The organism is Geobacter sp. FeAm09 (assembly GCF_008330225.1).
Classification (GTDB): domain Bacteria; phylum Desulfobacterota; class Desulfuromonadia; order Geobacterales; family Pseudopelobacteraceae; genus Oryzomonas.
On the sequence record NZ_CP042466.1, the window covers coordinates 2,328,224 to 2,345,000 of the forward strand.

General features: G+C 57.2%; 13 protein-coding genes, 2 tRNA genes and 2 rRNA genes (1 of these 17 only partly in view). 12 read left to right on the plus strand and 5 right to left on the minus strand.

Annotation, left to right across the window (positions count from 1 at the left end; genetic code table 11):
* The first annotated feature begins 9 nt into the window (after positions 1 to 9).
* Positions 10 to 561: a 2-oxoacid:acceptor oxidoreductase family protein gene (locus FO488_RS10865; RefSeq protein ID WP_149210587.1), complete on the plus strand. Its 552-nt coding sequence runs from the start codon at positions 10 to 12 to the stop codon at positions 559 to 561.
* Positions 562 to 601: 40 nt separating this feature from the next.
* Positions 602 to 676 (plus strand) — tRNA-Gln (locus FO488_RS10870).
* Between the two features lie 123 nt (positions 677 to 799).
* Here FO488_RS10870 and FO488_RS10875 read toward each other — a convergent pair.
* On the minus strand, positions 800 to 1,150 hold the full coding sequence (locus FO488_RS10875) for a helix-turn-helix domain-containing protein (RefSeq protein ID WP_205743260.1): 351 nt from the start codon (positions 1,148 to 1,150) through the stop codon (positions 800 to 802).
* Between the two features lie 286 nt (positions 1,151 to 1,436).
* Here FO488_RS10875 and FO488_RS10880 point away from each other — a divergent pair, with 286 nt between their 5' ends.
* Positions 1,437 to 2,123 carry a type 1 glutamine amidotransferase domain-containing protein gene (locus tag FO488_RS10880; protein ID WP_149212157.1) on the plus strand — a complete coding sequence of 229 codons (687 nt, stop codon included), beginning with the start codon at positions 1,437 to 1,439 and terminating at the stop codon, positions 2,121 to 2,123.
* 201 nt (positions 2,124 to 2,324) lie between these two features.
* Here the strand turns inward: FO488_RS10880 and FO488_RS10885 are convergent, their stop codons facing one another.
* Together FO488_RS10885 and FO488_RS10890 are read right to left on the minus strand one after the other, a co-directional pair.
* Positions 2,325 to 2,738: a hypothetical protein gene (locus FO488_RS10885; protein ID WP_149210588.1), complete on the minus strand. Its 414-nt coding sequence runs from the start codon at positions 2,736 to 2,738 to the stop codon at positions 2,325 to 2,327.
* 79 nt (positions 2,739 to 2,817) lie between these two features.
* On the minus strand, positions 2,818 to 4,878 hold the full coding sequence (locus FO488_RS10890; protein WP_149210589.1) for an ATP-binding protein: 2,061 nt from the start codon (positions 4,876 to 4,878) through the stop codon (positions 2,818 to 2,820).
* A gap of 242 nt (positions 4,879 to 5,120) precedes the next feature.
* Here FO488_RS10890 and gap point away from each other — a divergent pair, with 242 nt between their 5' ends.
* The 9 genes from gap (at position 5,121) to FO488_RS10935 (ending at position 15,091) form a co-directional block, all read left to right on the plus strand.
* Positions 5,121 to 6,125, plus strand: coding sequence for a type I glyceraldehyde-3-phosphate dehydrogenase (gene gap, locus FO488_RS10895; RefSeq protein ID WP_149210590.1), 1,005 nt, complete (start codon positions 5,121 to 5,123; stop codon positions 6,123 to 6,125).
* A 91-nt stretch (positions 6,126 to 6,216) separates the two neighbouring features.
* Positions 6,217 to 7,416, plus strand: coding sequence for a phosphoglycerate kinase (gene pgk, locus FO488_RS10900; RefSeq protein WP_149210591.1), 1,200 nt, complete (start codon positions 6,217 to 6,219; stop codon positions 7,414 to 7,416).
* Between the two features lie 8 nt (positions 7,417 to 7,424).
* Entirely contained in the window at positions 7,425 to 8,180 is a 756-nt protein-coding gene (gene tpiA / locus FO488_RS10905; RefSeq protein ID WP_149210592.1) for a triose-phosphate isomerase, read from the plus strand.
* A 92-nt stretch (positions 8,181 to 8,272) separates the two neighbouring features.
* Complete coding sequence (gene secG, locus FO488_RS10910) at positions 8,273 to 8,653, plus strand: preprotein translocase subunit SecG (RefSeq protein WP_149210593.1); 381 nt, start codon at positions 8,273 to 8,275, stop codon at positions 8,651 to 8,653.
* A gap of 63 nt (positions 8,654 to 8,716) precedes the next feature.
* Positions 8,717 to 8,803 (plus strand) — tRNA-Leu (locus FO488_RS10915).
* Between the two features lie 340 nt (positions 8,804 to 9,143).
* Positions 9,144 to 12,011 (plus strand): SLBB domain-containing protein, encoded by a 2,868-nt coding sequence (locus FO488_RS10920; RefSeq protein ID WP_240731857.1) that lies wholly within the window; start codon positions 9,144 to 9,146, stop codon positions 12,009 to 12,011.
* Positions 12,012 to 12,022: 11 nt separating this feature from the next.
* The gene (locus FO488_RS10925; protein ID WP_149210594.1) at positions 12,023 to 13,228 is read left to right on the plus strand and encodes a Wzz/FepE/Etk N-terminal domain-containing protein; all 1,206 of its coding nucleotides are present in this window, start codon (positions 12,023 to 12,025) and stop codon (positions 13,226 to 13,228) included.
* On the plus strand, positions 13,209 to 14,405 hold the full coding sequence (locus tag FO488_RS10930; protein WP_240731859.1) for a phosphatase PAP2 family protein: 1,197 nt from the start codon (positions 13,209 to 13,211) through the stop codon (positions 14,403 to 14,405). The genes FO488_RS10925 and FO488_RS10930 overlap by 20 nt, the downstream gene beginning before the upstream one ends.
* Positions 14,399 to 15,091: an HAD family phosphatase gene (locus FO488_RS10935; protein ID WP_149210595.1), complete on the plus strand. Its 693-nt coding sequence runs from the start codon at positions 14,399 to 14,401 to the stop codon at positions 15,089 to 15,091. The genes FO488_RS10930 and FO488_RS10935 overlap by 7 nt, the downstream gene beginning before the upstream one ends.
* Positions 15,092 to 15,401: 310 nt before the next feature.
* Here the strand turns inward: FO488_RS10935 and rrf are convergent.
* Together rrf and FO488_RS10945 are read right to left on the minus strand one after the other, a co-directional pair.
* Positions 15,402 to 15,518: ribosomal RNA gene (gene rrf / locus FO488_RS10940) — 5S ribosomal RNA — on the minus strand.
* Positions 15,519 to 15,655: 137 nt separating this feature from the next.
* Positions 15,656 to 16,777: ribosomal RNA gene (locus FO488_RS10945) — 23S ribosomal RNA — on the minus strand; it runs 1,833 nt beyond the window's last position.

A 16,777-nucleotide genomic window follows, 5' to 3' on the forward strand; every position in this document is an offset into this window, starting at 1 on the left:
GAGATTTCCATGCGTCACGATGTCTTTATAGCCGGCTACGGGGGTCAGGGTGTGCTGCTGGCCGGCAACCTGCTTTCCTATGCCGCCATCCACGAAAACAGAAATGTCTCGTTCTTTCCCGCCTATGGCGTGGAGAAGCGCGGCGGATCGGCCATGTGCACCGTGGTCTTTGCCGACGGCGACACCGGCTCGCCGGTGGTGGGCAACCCATCGGTGGCCATCATCCTCAACCAGCTTTCCTTCGACAAGTACGCCGCTAAGGTCAAGCCGGGCGGCCTGTGCATCATCAACTCGACCCTGGTGGAGGCCGATGCCGGCCAACTGCCGGGGGTGGAACTGGTGGCGGTGCCCATGAACCAGATCGCCCTCGACCTGGGGGACATGCGCATGGTCAACATGGTGGCCTGCGGGGCCTATGCCGCCAAGAGCGGTTCCCTGGCCCTCGACTCCCTGGAGGACGCCCTGAAGAAGGCCCTGCCGGAGCGCAATCACCGCCTGATCCCGGCCAATATCAAGGCGATCCGGGCAGGAGCGGCGGCGGCAACCCAAAGAAACACTTGACGCACCTCCTGCTATTTGCTAAAAGAAGAGTCCAACTTATTGGGGTGTCGCCAAGCGGTAAGGCATTGGACTCTGACTCCAACATTCCGAGGTTCGAATCCTCGCACCCCAGCCAATAAAAACAAAGGGTTACTCCTTAGGAGCAGCCCTTTTATTTTGTCCGAAATTCGGATTTGGTAGCAATTGGGTAGCAAAATTCAAAATGGTAACAGACGGAAATCATATGATAATGCCGGCGTTACCCCTTCAGATACATCTGCCCCCATTCGCACATCCGCTCAAGAATCGGATAGATGCTTCTCCCCTTTTCCGTCAATGAGTATTCCACCCGGGGGGGCACCTGGGGATACACCTCCCGATGGACAAGTCCGTCCGTCTCAAGCTCCCGAAGCTGCTGGGTCAGCATTTTGCGGGTGGTATCGGAAAATTGGCGCTGCAATTCGGAAAAGCGCATGGTTTCATGCGCCAGGTGCCATAGGATCGAAGCCTTCCATTTCCCGCCGACCACCGCAAGCGTGACATCAATCCCGCAGGAATACACCTTCTCCCGGTAAATCATAACGTCCTCTGCCGCCTGGTTTTGTGGCATGGCTCTCTCCTCTCCCATCAAAGTTCCCTAAAACATACTAAGTATTTTTTTATATACTACGTTACAAAATTGTACGTTATTGACCCTATACAGCTTATGCAACAATATAGCCCATAAATGGGACGCAGTAAAGCGGGAAGAGCCCTCCCCCGTGCAGAACCCTGCGAAAGACCTGCAAAAAGGGCAGGGGCCGACCATGGCTGCCCGCAACTTGCAAAAGAAAGGATGGACTATGAAAAGGAATGTGATCGGAATATCATTGTTGGCAATGCTGCTCTGCACGGCCATGGTGCCGGCCTTGTCTTCGGCCGCGGAGAAAAAGGTCCTGATGGTCGTCACCAGCGCCAGCCGCATGAACGACGGCACGCCGACGGGGCTCTGGCTGGAGGAGTATGCCGTACCCTACCTGCTGTTCGCGGAAGCGGGGTTCAAGGTCACGGTCGCCAGCCCCACGGGGGGCAAGGCGCCGGTTGACCCGCGGAGCCTCACCGATGCCGCCCGTGTCTCGGGGTGGGCCAAGGCCGCGGCATTGCTGGAAAACACCAGACCGCTGGACAAGGTGCAGGCAAGCGGCTTCGATGCCATTTTCCTCCCCGGCGGCCACGGAACCATGTTCGATTTTCCGGGCAACGCGCACCTCAAGCGCCTCCTGAACGATTTTGCCGCCGCCGACAAGGTCATTGCCGCTGTCTGCCACGGCCCGTCCGGGTTCGTCGGGGCGAAAAAGGCTGACGGGACCCCGCTGGTGGCCGGCAAAACCATCACCTCCTTCACCGATGCGGAAGAGACGGCAATGCATCTCGTCGCGGCCGTACCCTTCCTGCTCGAAACGAGACTCCGGGAGGAGGGGGCAAAATTTGTGGTTGGCGAGAAATGGGCCGCCCATGTTCAGGTTGACGGCAAACTGGTCACCGGCCAGAATCCTGCCTCCAGCGCGGCCGGGGCGAAAGCGGTCATACAATTGCTGAAGTAGCCGACCGCCCCTGGAGCCAGGGACAGGAAACGAAACGGGAAAGACGAGGATTGCGGAAAGGAGGGTGCATGCAACGAGCGGCATCATGTGGCCCGAGCAATGTAAATTTCGCGGATTCTTGCGTAAAAAAATCACCAAGGGTAGCCAAGCCGGAGCGCTACCCTTGGTGATGGTGATGCGGGGGCAGCCGGGATGGCGGGTCTAGCGCCGGGGCTGGGGCGAGGCGATGGTGGCGGCCACGTCAATGGCCCGGGCCGGATCGACGAGGTTGGCGGTGCCCGCCGCGATCTTCGTCCTGATGCGGGCGTTCACCTGGGCCAGGTTGAGCCCGTTGGCGGCGACCAACTCGGCCAGGATCTCTTCCGTCGCAATAATGTGATAGGCCATGCTTTCCGCCTTCTGCACCAGCATCTCAAGCGTTTCCCCCAGGGCTTCCACCAGCTTCGAAAGCGTGGCGAAGTTCGCAATCACCAACTCCTCGCCGCTCATGTCGTTGATCGACTTTTCCACCAACGCCTTCGATTTTGCCGAGCCCCCCTTGGGAGCGGCCTTCTTTTTCGGCGTGACCGCAACGGTACTCTTCTTGCCGACAACCTGCTTTGCCGCTCTTGCCATGACTACCTCCTCCTCTTTCTGGGATTGCGTGATAACGCCGTGAATCGATCACGGAGCGGCTCGGGTACCGAGCGCCTCATCAGCCGGCGGCAGGCCCATCCGCCAATGACAACGATTCTATGGGGAGCAGAATATGGAACGTGGTTCCGGGGCACGTGCTCTGGTCCTGGCCCTGGGATTCCACCCAGATGGAGCCGCCATGCATTTCGGCAACGCCCTTTGCGATGGAGAGCCCAAGTCCGGCCCCCCGGGATTTGAAGGCGACCTTGCCGGAACTGTGCTCTTCAATATTGCCCACCTCGTAGAACTTGTCGAAGATGCGCGTCTGGTCGTCCGGATCAATGCCGATTCCGGTGTCCGACACGATAATCTCAAGAAACGCCTCCTGCTCCTTGCCGGCATTCGACGAAAAAACACCGTCGAACCCGGCCACCTGCGGATCCCGCAGCAGATACCTGAGAGAGGTGCTGACGGATATGTTCCCGCCATCCGGGGTAAATTTGATGGCATTGCCCAGAATGTTGGACAATAGCTGGAGCAGACGCGTCCTGTCGCCGCGGATCATGGGAAGGGAATTGTCCAGCGCGACCGTGATCTCCTGCTTGCGCAAGGCGAAGAAAAAACGCAACTCCCGGATGGTTTCCTCCACAAGGCCGTTCACATCCACCAGTTCGAGCTTGAGGTCAAGCTGCTTCTGATCGATTTTCGACACGTCGATCATGTCCTTGATGACCGTGTCAAGGCGTGCGGCCGCGTTGGAGATGTTCTGGACCATCTCGTTGGCCGCGGCGGGCAGTTGGTCCTTCAGGTCGGATTGCAGCAGATCCGCATACCCCATGACAACGGTCAGCGGGGTTTTCAGTTCGTGGGAAGCGAGCCCCAGGAACGAATCCTTCATCCGGTTCAACCGCGCCAGGCCGGCGGCGCTCTTTTCCAGATTGGTGATGGTTTCCCGCGCCTTCGTGACATCCCGTATGATGACCTGCAGCAGGCTGTTGTCCCCCATGGTGACGCAACTGGCGTGGATCATCCCTACCAACTGCTCCTGGCGGCTGTTGAAAATGACCACTTCCCGCGACATGTGGTTTCCCTGGAAGGCGTCGGCGATGTCCATGAGAAAATGCTGGATATTTTCGAGCTTGAGCAACAGGAGCAGGGCGGTAACGTGTTTGCCGACAAAATCGGCCGCCGGGTAGCCGAGGAACTCCTCGGCCATCTTGTTGGCGATGATAATGGTTTCGTTCTGGTCGAGGATGATGATCGCATCCCCCGATTCCTCCAGAAGCTTTTTATAGAGTTCTTCCGATTTTTCCAGCTCCAGGCTGAGCTTTTCCAACTGCAGGTATGAATCGTGAAGCTGGGAATGGGTTGCCGACAGTTCCTTGTAATTGTCCCGCAATGCCGTATCGCGGGTTTCGAGCGCGGCGGCCATCGAATTGATCTTGACGCTCAGTTCGTTGAGCTCGTAGACGGGCAACTCCTGCATGGGGGTGGTGAAATCGCCCCGGGAGATCCGGGTAACGCCCTCGAGCAGGGTCGAGATGGGCTCCATGATACTGCGTTTGAGGAAATAGACGACAAGGGCAAAGGAGGCGATGAAAAAGGCAAAAAAGACGATGATGGATCGCAGGACAATGGCATGCACCTTCTGATCGATGACCTGTTGGGGGAAACCGATATGGATGAAGGCCGCGGTTTCGCCGTCAAAGGCCCTGACGGGAGTCTGGGTGTCATAGTAGGTGCCCTTGGGCCCCTCTATGGTGCTGCTGTTCAGTGCCCCCTTCTCCCCTTCCCCGCTTCCGGAGCGCGAAAAATCCAACTGGGCGAACGAACTGTCGCTGACAAACAGGACGGCGCCATCCCTCCCCTTGATGGCGCAATAGGCCATTTCCGGATCGGACTGGACGATCTCCCGGCATTTGTCCGCCAGGCCGGCCACATCGCGAATATTGATCCCCAGGGCCAGCACCTTCTCGATGTTTGCCTTGAAGGCCGCCGCCAGGCCTTGGGAGCGCAGCTCCATCTCCTGGATGTAGTCCCTGCGAAACACGGCAATATCCATTCCGGTGTTGGCAAGGGTGGTCATCGAGAGAATGACGAAGGAAAACAGGATTATGCGTTTCTCGAGTGATTGCTTCATCGGAGCAAAAGGGCCTTGTTTGGTGGTCCGGGTAAGTTATTTTGAAATAAAAAAAATATTATACCATGATATAGAAAAAACTGAATTGTTATTTCAGAATTTCCCGTGCCGCGCTTCCCAATGCTCGGAAATTAATGGTTGACGATTTGTAAAGATGTTTTATTATTATAGGGCTGTACTGTTTATGCAATGAATCGGACAAGGGCAATTCATCATCCAGATACCACCCAAAGGAGGGAAGCATGGCATTACGGGTTGCAATCAACGGCTTTGGCAGAATCGGCAGAATGGTTCTAAGAGCGGCGTGCAAGGACAAAGACATCGAGTTCGTGGCGGTCAACGATCTGACCGATGCGGCGACCCTGGCGCACCTGTTCAAATACGATTCCGTACATGGCACCTTCCCCGGCAAAGTGGAAGCGAAGGACAATCAACTGATTGTCAACGGCAAGGCGATAAAGATCTATGCGGTCAAAGACCCGGCGGAACTCCCCTGGAAAAAGGACAAGATCGATGTCGTCCTGGAGTCAACCGGCCTGTTCACCTCAAAGGAAAAGGCGGAGCTGCACATAAAGGCCGGCGCCAAGAAGGTCGTCATCTCGGCACCGGCGACCAACGAGGATATCACCATCGTCATGGGGGTCAACGAGCACCTCTATGATCCCAAGAAACACCACATCATCTCCAACGCCTCATGCACTACCAACTGCCTGGCGCCGGTGGCAAAGGTGCTCAACGATGTCTTCGGCATCGAAAAGGGCCTCGTGACCACGGTGCACTCCTATACCAACGACCAGCGCATCCTCGACCAGCCCCATAAGGACCTGCGCCGCGCCCGCGCCGCAGCCCTCTCCATGATACCCACGACCACCGGAGCCGCCAAGGCAGTCTCCCTGGTTCTTCCCGAGCTCAAGGGCAAGCTGGACGGCATGGCCATCCGCGTTCCGACACCGAACGTCTCTGTCGTCGACCTCGTCGCCACCCTGAAAAAGAAGGCCGATGCCGCCAAAGTCAACGCGGCGCTGAAGAAAGCGGCCAAAGGGCCGCTCAAGGGCATCCTCGACTATGTGGAAGAACCGCTGGTTTCCGTCGATTTCAACGGCCGCCCGGTTTCCTCCTCGGTTGACGCCTCCTGCACCAAGGTCATCGGCGACAACATGGTCAAGGTCATCAGTTGGTACGACAACGAGGCGGGTTTTTCAAACCGGGTGGTTGACCTTTTCAAACTGATCGCTTCCAAGAAGTAGCACATCCACGTGGCAGTCACCTGAGGGGGAATCCGATTCCCCCTCTTTTTTTGCTGCCACATCGCTGCACCATTTTTTCGAGGAGGGCCATATGCCGATCCGCTATATCGACCAGATCAAGGATTTGAAAGACAAAAGAATTTTTATCCGGGTCGACTTCAACGTCCCCCAGGACGGCAAGGGAAATATCACCGAAGACACCCGAATTGCCGGCGCCGTGCCGACCATCAGGTATGCCGTGGAACAGGGGGCAAAAGTGGTATTGGCCTCCCACCTGGGCCGCCCCAAGGGTGAAAAGAACGCAAAGTACACCATGGCGCCGGCCGCCAAACGCCTGTCGGAAATGCTCGGCAAAAAGGTCAGGCAGGCCCCCGACTGCTTTGGCCCCGAGGTAAGCGCACTGCTCGACGCCATGAAGCCTGGCGACGTGGTGATGCTGGAAAACGTCCGGTTCTATCCGGGCGAAGAAAAAAACGACGCGGCCTTTGCCAAGCAGCTTACCAACGGCTGCGAAATTTACGTCAACGACGCCTTTGCGGTGTCCCATCGCGCCCACGCCTCGGTGGAGGCCATCACCAAATGCATTCCGACCATTGCGGCCGGATTCCTGATGCGCAATGAAATGACCTTTTTCGACAAAGCCATGAGCAATCCGGTGCGCCCGCTGGTTGCCATACTCGGCGGAGCCAAGGTGTCCGGCAAGCTGGAAGTGTTGCAGACACTGGTCAACAAGGTGGATAAGATCGTGATCGGCGGCGGCATGGCCTTCACGTTTCTCAAGGCCCTGGGGTACTCTGTCGGCAAGTCCCTGGTGGAAGACGAATTGATCCCCACCGCCAAAAAGATCATGGACAAGGCGAAAAAACGCGGGGTAACCTTCTACCTCCCGGTGGACTGCATCGTGGCCAACGCCTTCGAAGCCACGGCAACCAACTTCATCACCGCCGTACAGGAGATACCCGAAGGCTGGATGGCCCTCGACATCGGCCCCGCCTCGGCGACCCTCTTTGCCGAAACATTGCGGGATGCCAAGACTGTCATCTGGAACGGCCCCATGGGCGTATTCGAGATGGACGCCTTTGCCCGGGGCACCTTCTCGGTGGCCGAAGCGGTTGGCAACTGTTACGCCACCACCATCATCGGTGGCGGCGACACGGATGCGGCCGTGCGCAAGGCCGGCGTCGACGGAAAGGTCAGTTATATCTCCACCGGCGGCGGCGCATTCCTGGAACTGTTGGAAGGCAAAATCCTGCCGGGCGTAAAAGCCCTCGATATCAAGACGAAAAAATAGGGGGAACCATGCGCACACCCGTCATTGCAGGAAACTGGAAACTCTTCAAGACCATCGGCGAAGCAACCGCCATGGTCAATGACCTCAAACCGCTGGTGGCCGCAACCAAAGGGGTCGAGATCATCGTTGCCCCGGTATTCACGGCCTTAAGCTCCGTAGCGGACGCGCTTGCGGCGACCAACATCCGGCTTGCCGCCCAGGACTGCTACTGGGAGGAAGAAGGCGCCTTCACCGGTGAGGTGGCCCCCAAAATGCTGAAAGACGCCGGGTGCAGCCATGTGATCATCGGGCACTCGGAGCGGCGCCAGTATTTCGGCGAGACCGACGCGACCGTCAACAGGAAGGTCAAGGCCGCCATCAATGCCGGGTTGACCGCGATCGTCTGTGTCGGCGAGACCCTGGCCGAGCGCGAGGCGAACAAGACCTTTGCCGTTATCGAGGCGCAAGTGTGGGGAGGCCTGGAAGGGCTCCCGCCGGAAGCCCTGTCCGGGGTGATCGTCGCCTATGAACCGGTTTGGGCCATCGGCACCGGCAAGACCGCCAGCGACGCCCAGGCCCAGGAGGTGCACGCCTTTATCCGTGCCCTCATGGCGCGCTGCTTTGGCCAGGGCTGCGCCGACGGCATGCGCATACTCTATGGCGGCAGCGTCAAACCGGACAACGTCAAGGGGTTGATGGCGCAAGCCGACATCGATGGCGCCCTGGTGGGGGGCGCAAGCCTCAAGGCGGAGTCGTTCGCCGCCATAGCCAATTTTGCCGAGTAGGGGCGTCATCCTTTCAAGACAATAAAAACTTTACAAATTTGAAAATCCTGTGGTATAAATTTTTTTCCCATTAAACTTCCAGAGGATACGAGATGATTATAGCCCTTACGATACTGCACGTTCTGGTCAGCATATTCATGATTGCCGTTGTCCTGCTGCAATCCGGCAAAGGCGCCGAAATGGGCGCTTCATTCGGCAGCGGCGGCAGCCAGTCGGTTTTTGGCGCCGGTGGCGGCACCACCTTCCTGAGCAAGATGACGACGGGCGCCGCCATCATTTTCATGCTGACCTCACTGACGTTAGCCTACATCTCGGGCCAGCCGTCTTCATCCTCGATCATGTCAGGCAAAGGGAAGTCCGCCACCACCACAAAGGCGCCGGTTCAGATGCCGCAACCGGCGGCCCCTGCCCAGCAGGGCAAGCCCGCGGACCTGCCAGGCGCACCGGCAACGTCCCCCCAGCAGCAAAAATAGTTTTATACGCAAGTTTTATACTTGATTACCCATCGCAGTTATGTTATTAGATTGAATTCAATTGCCGAAGTGGTGGAACTGGTAGACACACCATCTTGAGGGGGTGGCGGGCAATAGCCCATGCGAGTTCGAGTCTCGCCTTCGGCACCAACCCATAATTAAGAAATTAAATATACGAGTAACCGAGAAACCGTTTTTACTACTACGTCAGTTAGTTAGTAAAAACGGTTTTTTGCATGCCGTGAAAAAGAACGTTGCACGCACCGTGTAGCCGGCTGATCGCACGGCAAATGGCCCTCGGCAGGATTTTGAATTGCTTTCACCCCCAATAAAGTGATACAAGTTCATATTTACACAGACAAATATGACAGTGGGGTTTTGTAAAATGTCACGAGCACCATATCTCTTTCGGCACCTGTTTCTGGCAACGGCTCTGGCGACAGCCTGTGCGGGGACAAATGCCTGGCCGCTTGACTCGAATGACAGCTTCATGGACCAGACTGACGGCATCTTCCAGGAACAGAGCTCAAGAAAAACGACCCAATCAGATCCCTACCAGCAGAACACCTATTCCCCCCAGCAGAACAGCGGCACCTATTCCGGCAATCAACGCTCCCTTTCGAACAGTGCTTTTCAGGATGACCAGCGAACCTCGCCTGACGGCAACATGCGGGATCAGGAACTGACGCCCGAGGAAAGTTTTGACAATGACCTGCTGGGTGGGACACAAGCTGACGAAAAGCGAACCTCCGACAACAGCAGCAAGGTTATCGCTGATAAGAACAAGTTAAAAACCCGCTTGGTGGTAAAGGCGGAACCGGGCGACGGCTTGGCCCGCCTCAGTTGGCAACCGTCGGGATATCGCAAGCCTCAGGAGGATGAAGCGGTTCAGTACCGGGTCCAGATAGGGCTCGCGCCAAACAAGCCGCTCAAATCCATCGATGTTGGAAACGACACGACCTATACCCTTCGGGATTTGCGGAATCACCAGGTTTATTTCATTCAGATAATCGCCATAAACCGCGAACAAAAACGCGTCACCAAATCGGAAGAGATCAAGATCATCCCCCTTCCCGCTGAAGAGCTCGGCTCTTCCCTGGAAAAGGTCTTCTCCCGGAAAAACCAGACCTTGCAGGACAAACTTACCCCGGAACCGTTCAAACGTGAACTTCGGCAATTCGGTTACGACTTTTTCAAAAACAGCGCCCAATTGCTCGAAGCGACGGACAACCTCCCTGTGGGGGACAATTACGTCATGGGGCCGGGTGACAGCCTCAATCTCTCCATCTGGGGCTCCATCAATGCCCGATACAACCTCACCGTCGATCGCAATGGCGAGGTCATGATTCCCCGGGCAGGGGTCGTCAAGGTATGGGGGCTCTCCTACGAAAAGGCCAAGGAGGCCATTCAGAAGGCCGTGTCGCGATATTTCAAAAACTACGACATGAATATCTCCCTTGGCAAGCTGAAGACCATCCAGGTTTTTGTGGTGGGCGAGGTCGAATTACCCGGCAGCTACCCCATCAGCTCCCTTGCCACGGTTGTCAACGCCCTGTCGGCGGCTGGCGGCCCGACGAAAAACGGGTCACTGCGTGTAATCAAGCTCACCCGCAACGGCAAGCCGGCAGAGAATATCGACCTCTATGACATGTTCCTTTCCGGTGATCGCAGCAAGGATGTTCGCCTCCAGAATGGCGACACCATCTTTGTTCCGGTGATCGGCCCTGTTGTGGCCGTTGCGGGCGAGGTAAAACGACCGGCCATTTATGAGATCAAAGGGCCCCAGACGCTGGCCGATGTGATCCAGATGGCCGGAGGCATCACCGCCAGCGGTTTTACCGGCAGGATTCAGATAGAACGTTTTTCCGGCAACAATTCCAGGATCGCCCTTGATTACGAACCCAAGGAAGGCCATTTGGATGGTGCGACAGCCGGCGTGGGGATACAGGACCGGGATATGGTCAAGATATTCCCCGTTCAGGAGGCGGTCCGCCAGGTCGTCAGCCTCAAGGGAAATGTGGTCAGGCCGGGCGAATACCAGTTCCGCAAGGGCATGCGCGTCAAGGATCTCATCTCGTCCTTCGCGGACCTGCTCCCGGAATCATACCTTGAATCCGCCGAGATAACCCGTCTCGCCCTGCCCGATTATCACAAGGAAATGCTGCATTTCAATCTTCGCAAAGCCCTTGAGGGCAACGAAGCCGAAAATGTCGCCCTGCAGGAGCAGGACACGGTCAAGATCTCCTCACGCTGGGAAATGCAGGAGAAACAAAGCGTCATCATAAACGGGTTCGTCGTCAATCCGGGCAAATACGACTTTCATCCCGGCATGACGGTGCGTGATCTCGTTTCCGCTGCCGGCAGCCCAAAACGGAATGCGCTGCTCGACATGGCAGAACTCAGCCGGGTTGAGGTTGCCGGCGACAAGGCGACCGCATCACGCCTGCAGATCGACCTGGGCAAAGCCATCAGCGGCGATCCCGCCCATAACCTGTCCCTCAAGTCGGACGACGTGCTGATCGTCCGCGGCATTGTGGGCTGGACAGATTCAACGGATAAGTTCGTCCGGCTCAAGGGAGAGGTGCAGTATCCCGGTGTCTATTCCGTGGCCAGGGGCGAAAAGCTGAGTTCGGTCATTGCCCGTGCCGGCGGCTTCACCGAAAAGGCCTATCTGAGAGGAGCCAAGTTTACCCGGAGATCCGTTCAGAAGGAACAACAGAAGCGGATGGACGAGATCCTCGTCAAGACCGAGAAGGAAATCAACCAGAAGCAGGCCGCCCTGGCCTCGGTCGCTGCCTCGAAGGAAGAGCTTGAAGCCACAAAATCGGCCCTGGATGGCCTGCAAAAAGACCTTGAGCGGATGAAGCAGCTCAAGGCCGAGGGTCGCGTGGTCATCCGGCTTGCTCAACTGGAGGAATTGAAGAAGAGCAGCTACGACCTGGAAATGGAGGGGGGCGACATTCTGGAGGTCCCCACCCGGACCAATGTGGTCAACGTCATGGGCCAGGTGTACAATCCGATCTCCTTCGTCTATGTGCCCGAAAGCAGTTCCGTGGAGAGTTATCTCAACAAAGCCGGCGGCGCCACCAATGACGCCGAGGTTGCCGAGATGTTCATCATCAAGGCCGACGGCACGGTATTCAGCCGGCAGCAGGCGTCCTTCGGCATAAAGTGGAGCGACGACGCCAAGCAATGGACCCTCGGCAGCTTCATGGCGTCCTACCTGGAACCGGGCGACACCCTGGTCGTGCCGCAAAAACTCGAGCGTACGGCCTGGCTCCGGGACATCAAGGATATCACCACGATTATCTCCCAGATCGCCCTGACGGCAGGCACGGTCCTGGTAGGTCTCAAATGATGAGCGATCCCATGAATACAGCCCAAGAGCAGCGCCAACTCCCCGAAGAAGAGGAAATCAACCTCCTCGCACTCCTGCAGGTGATCCTCAGACGCAAGTCGGTCATCATCAAGATATGCGCCGTCGCCGTGGCCATGGCGGTCTGCTATTCGCTGACGCTGAAGAACATCTATACCGCCACGGCAAAAATCCTCCCTCCCCAGAAGGAGTCGGGCAGCGGCCTTTCCGCCTTGCTCAGCCAGGCCGGCGGCCTGGCATCCCTGGCGGGCGGCATGAGCTTGGGCGGTTCCACCGACCTCTACCTCGGCATCCTCAAAAGCCGCTCGGTGGCGGACGCCGTCATCAAACGGCTGAACCTGCAGCAGGAATTCGAGGCCAAGTCCATGGACGAAGCCAGGAAGCGGCTGGAAGGCGCCGTCAAATTCAAGGCCGGCAAGGACGGCATCATCAGCATCGATGCCGACAGCAAGGACCCCCGGAAGGCGGCGCAGTTGGCCAACACCTTCGTGGCGGAGCTGGGGCGGCGCAGCGTCGAGCTCAACCTCTCCAAGGCGGGGGCGGAGCGCGTGTTCCTGGAGAAGAGGCTGGACGTGGTGAAGCAGGATCTGCGCAACGCCGAAAATGATATGAAGGCCTTCCAGGAAAAATACAAGACCTTCAAGGTCGATTCCCAGGCCAGCGCGGCTATTGAAGGCATCGCACGCCTGAAAGCGGAGATCATCACCAAGGAGGGGCAACTCGCCACGTTGCGCAATTCCATGACCGACGAGAGCAGCGAAGTCAAGGCGCTCCAGGCCGGCATCGCCCGTCTCAAGGGGCAGCTTGGCTCCATGAGCGGCAGCGGCGGCAGCGACGTGATCCCGGCGGTCGGCAATATCCCCGGCCTGGGGGTGGAATATGTCCGCAAAATGCGCGAGCTTAAGACACAGGAGGCTATTTTCGAACAACTCACCAAGCAGTACGAGGTTGCGAAAATAAGCGAGGCCAAGGACTCCTCGTCCGTGCAGGTGCTGGATGAGGCGGTCGTTCCCTTGAAGAAGAGCAGGCCGAAGCGGTCCATGATCGTGGTTCTCGCAGCGGTGACGGCTTTCTTCACCTCCATTTTCGTCATCTTTATCCAGGAGTATCTTGCGAAACTATCCCCTGAAGATGCCGCCATCATCCGTGACATCAAACATTCGCTTCGCTTCAGATCCCATGACGGCCAGACGCCATAACTCGCGGCGATTGTGGGCCATCACCTGCTTCGGCTGGATCTGCCTGGTGCTCTTCCTCAGTCTGACGCCCGCCCCGCCCCATCTGGAGGGTCCTCTGGGCTGGGACAAATTCCAGCACGCCGGGGCGATGGCTGTAACCGTTGTTCTGGTCATGGCGGTGTATGCCACCAACGGCACGAGCCGCCTGTATTCGCTCCTTGCCGGCGTCTGCGCCGCCATCCTCTTCGGCGGGCTGATCGAGGTGCTGCAGGGCATGGTGACGACAACTCGCCAGGCAGACATCCATGACTTCATCGCCGACATTATCGGCTCGCTTGCCGCCGGTGCCGCCGTATTGGCCTATTACACTGCTCGTGGAGTCCCCTTGAGAAAATCGATCTGTGGCCTGACGGCGATCCTCCTGTTGATCCCGACATTGGGATGTGCCTCCGAAATAGGGACAACCTCCATCGGCAACGAAATCGGCAGTGGTCTGTCGAGGCTGGGGCATGAAACTGTTGACCTGGCCCGGACGCCGTTTCAGACCGATAACGGCAACATCCTCGTTACCATTGGGGTCGCGGGGGCGGTCGGTCTTACCTACGTGTTTGACAGGGACATCCACGACAAGCTGCAAACCCGTAAGGGCAATTCTCTCGACAAGGCAGCCGATGCCGGCTCTTTGGCAGGAGATCCCTTCCTGCACCTGGGGTTTGCGGCACTGGTCTACGGCGGCGCCATGGCCGCAGACTCCCCCAAGTGGCAAGAGGTCGGAGAAATGATGGGCGAATCACTCATCCTGGCCGATGCCTCCACCTTCCTGATCAAGGAAGCGACCGGCCGGGGGCGACCCGATACGACCATGTCCAAAGGCGACTTCAAACCGTTTCGGTTTAAAAACAACTACGATTCATTCCCGTCCATGCACACCGCCAGTTCCTTTGCCCTGGCCTCCGTTATGGCTGCAACCACCGAGAGCCTGACCCTGAAAACCGCATATTACGCGGCGGCAACCTTTGTCGGGTTTTCGCGCCTGTACCAGAATAAACACTGGGCCAGCGACGTGATTATGGGTGCTGCTTTGGGGGAACTGTGCGGTCGGGTCGTCACCCATTATCATGCAACGGCCCAGCGGATGGCGATAGTTCCTCAGGCCTTCGAGAATGGAGCAGGTCTGGCAATGGTGGGCACATGGTGATCTTTCCGGGAGGATTGCAGGCCGATGCCGTTATCTTCGACTTCGACGGCATTATCGTGGATACGGAACCGTTGCACCACAAGGCGTTCCAGCGCATCCTGGAACCGCTGGGGCTCGGATTTTCGTGGCAGCAGTATGTGGACACCTATATGGGGTTTGATGACCGTGATGCTTTTATCGAGGCCTTTGCATCACAGAACAGACCGCTCGATGCCGCGACGCTTGCCAGCCTCGTGGAGCAAAAGGCACGGGTCTTCCAGACCGTCATCCAGGATGGCATCACAAGCTACCCGGGGGTCGTGGAACTGATCACGAAGCTGCACCAAATGCAGGTACCCCTGGCCATCAGCAGCGGCGCCCTGCGGTCCGATATCGCTCCCATAGTGCAGCAGCTCGACATAGCCCACTGCTTTGACGTCATCGTGACCGCTGATGACGTAACGAAAAGCAAACCAGACCCGGAGACCTATCGTCTCGCCTTCAAAAAGCTCGCCTCCCGCACCGCTCCCCTGTCGCCCGAGCGCACCGTCGCTATCGAGGACACGCCAGCGGGGATCAGCGCCGCACAAGGCGCCGGCCTGCAGATAATCGGCGTTACCAACAGCTACCCGAAAGAACTCCTCTCTACCGCAACGGTCGTTCTTGATTCGCTCGAAAAGCTCATCCCCTTCGCCGTACATCCGTAATACTCCCTAAACCACACTCAGGACACCGAACTCAGGCGCGTGGCATAGCAGCTATACATGATTATTTACTGAAGCGTTCTTTCGACAGGTGTTTTAACGGAGGTACACGGAGGAGAATCACAACGAGGGGAGCGGCGGGAACAACGGCATCCGGTACCGTCTTGTGGCTTCCTCCGTGTCCTCCGTGTCCTCCGTGGTGTGGGGGGAGTAAAGCAGCGGCAGCCTTTTCGTGTCGAGTCTTATGGAGCTTGGAGTGTATAAACGCAACGAGCCCTTCAGGATTGTTCCTGAAGGGCTCGTTGCTATTTATTCCCGGCGGCGACCTACTTTCCCACACAGCTACCCGTGCAGTATCATCGGCCCTGAGGGGCTTAACTTCCGTGTTCGAGATGGGAACGGGTGTGACCCCCTCGGCATAGCCACCGAGAAATCGTTGGCAAGGATGCATTCTCATGCGTCCATGCGAATCGTTATCAATTGCATTGTGGTTTAGGTTTGTTGTTTTGTCGATTTATATCCGGCCCGGGGGAAGGAGAACCTTCCCCCTGACCGTATTTTATTTTTATGGTCAAGCCTCACGGCCGATTAGTACCGGTAAGCTGAACACATTGCTGTGATTACACACCCGGCCTATCAACGTTGTGGTCTACAACGGGCCTACAGGGGTTGTTACACCCAGGGATACCTAATCTTGAAGGAGGCTTCCCGCTTAGATGCTTTCAGCGGTTATCCTTTCCGTACATAGCTACCCAGCGACTGCGCCTGGCGGCACAACTGGAACACCAGAGGTACGTCCATCCCGGTCCTCTCGTACTAAGGACAGCTCTTCTCAAGTATCCTACGCCCACGGTAGATAGGGACCAAACTGTCTCACGACGTTTTAAACCCAGCTCGCGTACCGCTTTAATTGGCGAACAGCCAAACCCTTGGGACCTACTTCAGCCCCAGGATGCGATGAGCCGACATCGAGGTGCCAAACCTCCCCGTCGATGTGAACTCTTGGGGGAGATCAGCCTGTTATCCCCGGAGTACCTTTTATCCGTTGAGCGACGGCCCTTCCATACAGAACCGCCGGATCACTAAGACCTACTTTCGTACCTGCTCGACTTGTGGGTCTCGCAGTCAAGCTCCCTTATGCCTTTACACTCTACGGTTGGTTTCCAATCAACCTGAGGGAACCTTCGCGCGCCTCCGTTACTCTTTGGGAGGCGACCGCCCCAGTCAAACTACCCACCAGACAGTGTCCCCGACCCGGATGACGGGCCAAGGTTAGACATCCAAAACAACCAGGGTGGTATTTCAAGGACGACTCCACCGACACTGGCGTGCCAGCTTCAAAGTCTCCCACCTATCCTACACAAGCTATTCCGAATGTCACTGTCAAGCTATAGTAAAGGTTCACGGGGTCTTTCCGTCTTACCGCGGGTACTCGGCATCTTCACCGAGAATTCAATTTCGCTGAGCCACTGGTTGAGACAGCGCGGAAATCGTTACGCCATTCGTGCAGGTCGGAACTTACCCGACAAGGAATTTCGCTACCTTAGGACCGTTATAGTTACGGCCGCCGTTTACCGGGGCTTCGGTTCAAAGCTTCGGATTGCTCCTAACAAATCCCCTTAACCTTCCGGCACCGGGCAGGCGTCAGTCCCTATACATCGTCTTACGACTTAGCAGAGACCTATGTTT

What these genes read in the sequence shown, in the direction of transcription:
- FO488_RS10865 (WP_149210587.1), top strand. Translation starts at nt 10, where the DNA reads ATGCGTCACGATGTCTTTATAGCCGGCTACGGGGGTCAGGGTGTGCTG.
- FO488_RS10875 (WP_205743260.1), bottom strand. Translation starts at nt 1,150, where the DNA reads ATGCCACAAAACCAGGCGGCAGAGGACGTTATGATTTACCGGGAGAAG.
- FO488_RS10880 (WP_149212157.1), top strand. Translation starts at nt 1,437, where the DNA reads ATGGTGCCGGCCTTGTCTTCGGCCGCGGAGAAAAAGGTCCTGATGGTC.
- FO488_RS10885 (WP_149210588.1), bottom strand. Translation starts at nt 2,738, where the DNA reads ATGGCAAGAGCGGCAAAGCAGGTTGTCGGCAAGAAGAGTACCGTTGCG.
- FO488_RS10890 (WP_149210589.1), bottom strand. Translation starts at nt 4,878, where the DNA reads ATGAAGCAATCACTCGAGAAACGCATAATCCTGTTTTCCTTCGTCATT.
- gap (WP_149210590.1), top strand. Translation starts at nt 5,121, where the DNA reads ATGGCATTACGGGTTGCAATCAACGGCTTTGGCAGAATCGGCAGAATG.
- pgk (WP_149210591.1), top strand. Translation starts at nt 6,217, where the DNA reads ATGCCGATCCGCTATATCGACCAGATCAAGGATTTGAAAGACAAAAGA.
- tpiA (WP_149210592.1), top strand. Translation starts at nt 7,425, where the DNA reads ATGCGCACACCCGTCATTGCAGGAAACTGGAAACTCTTCAAGACCATC.
- secG (WP_149210593.1), top strand. Translation starts at nt 8,273, where the DNA reads ATGATTATAGCCCTTACGATACTGCACGTTCTGGTCAGCATATTCATG.
- FO488_RS10920 (WP_240731857.1), top strand. Translation starts at nt 9,144, where the DNA reads ATGGACCAGACTGACGGCATCTTCCAGGAACAGAGCTCAAGAAAAACG.
- FO488_RS10925 (WP_149210594.1), top strand. Translation starts at nt 12,023, where the DNA reads ATGAATACAGCCCAAGAGCAGCGCCAACTCCCCGAAGAAGAGGAAATC.
- FO488_RS10930 (WP_240731859.1), top strand. Translation starts at nt 13,209, where the DNA reads ATGACGGCCAGACGCCATAACTCGCGGCGATTGTGGGCCATCACCTGC.
- FO488_RS10935 (WP_149210595.1), top strand. Translation starts at nt 14,399, where the DNA reads ATGGTGATCTTTCCGGGAGGATTGCAGGCCGATGCCGTTATCTTCGAC.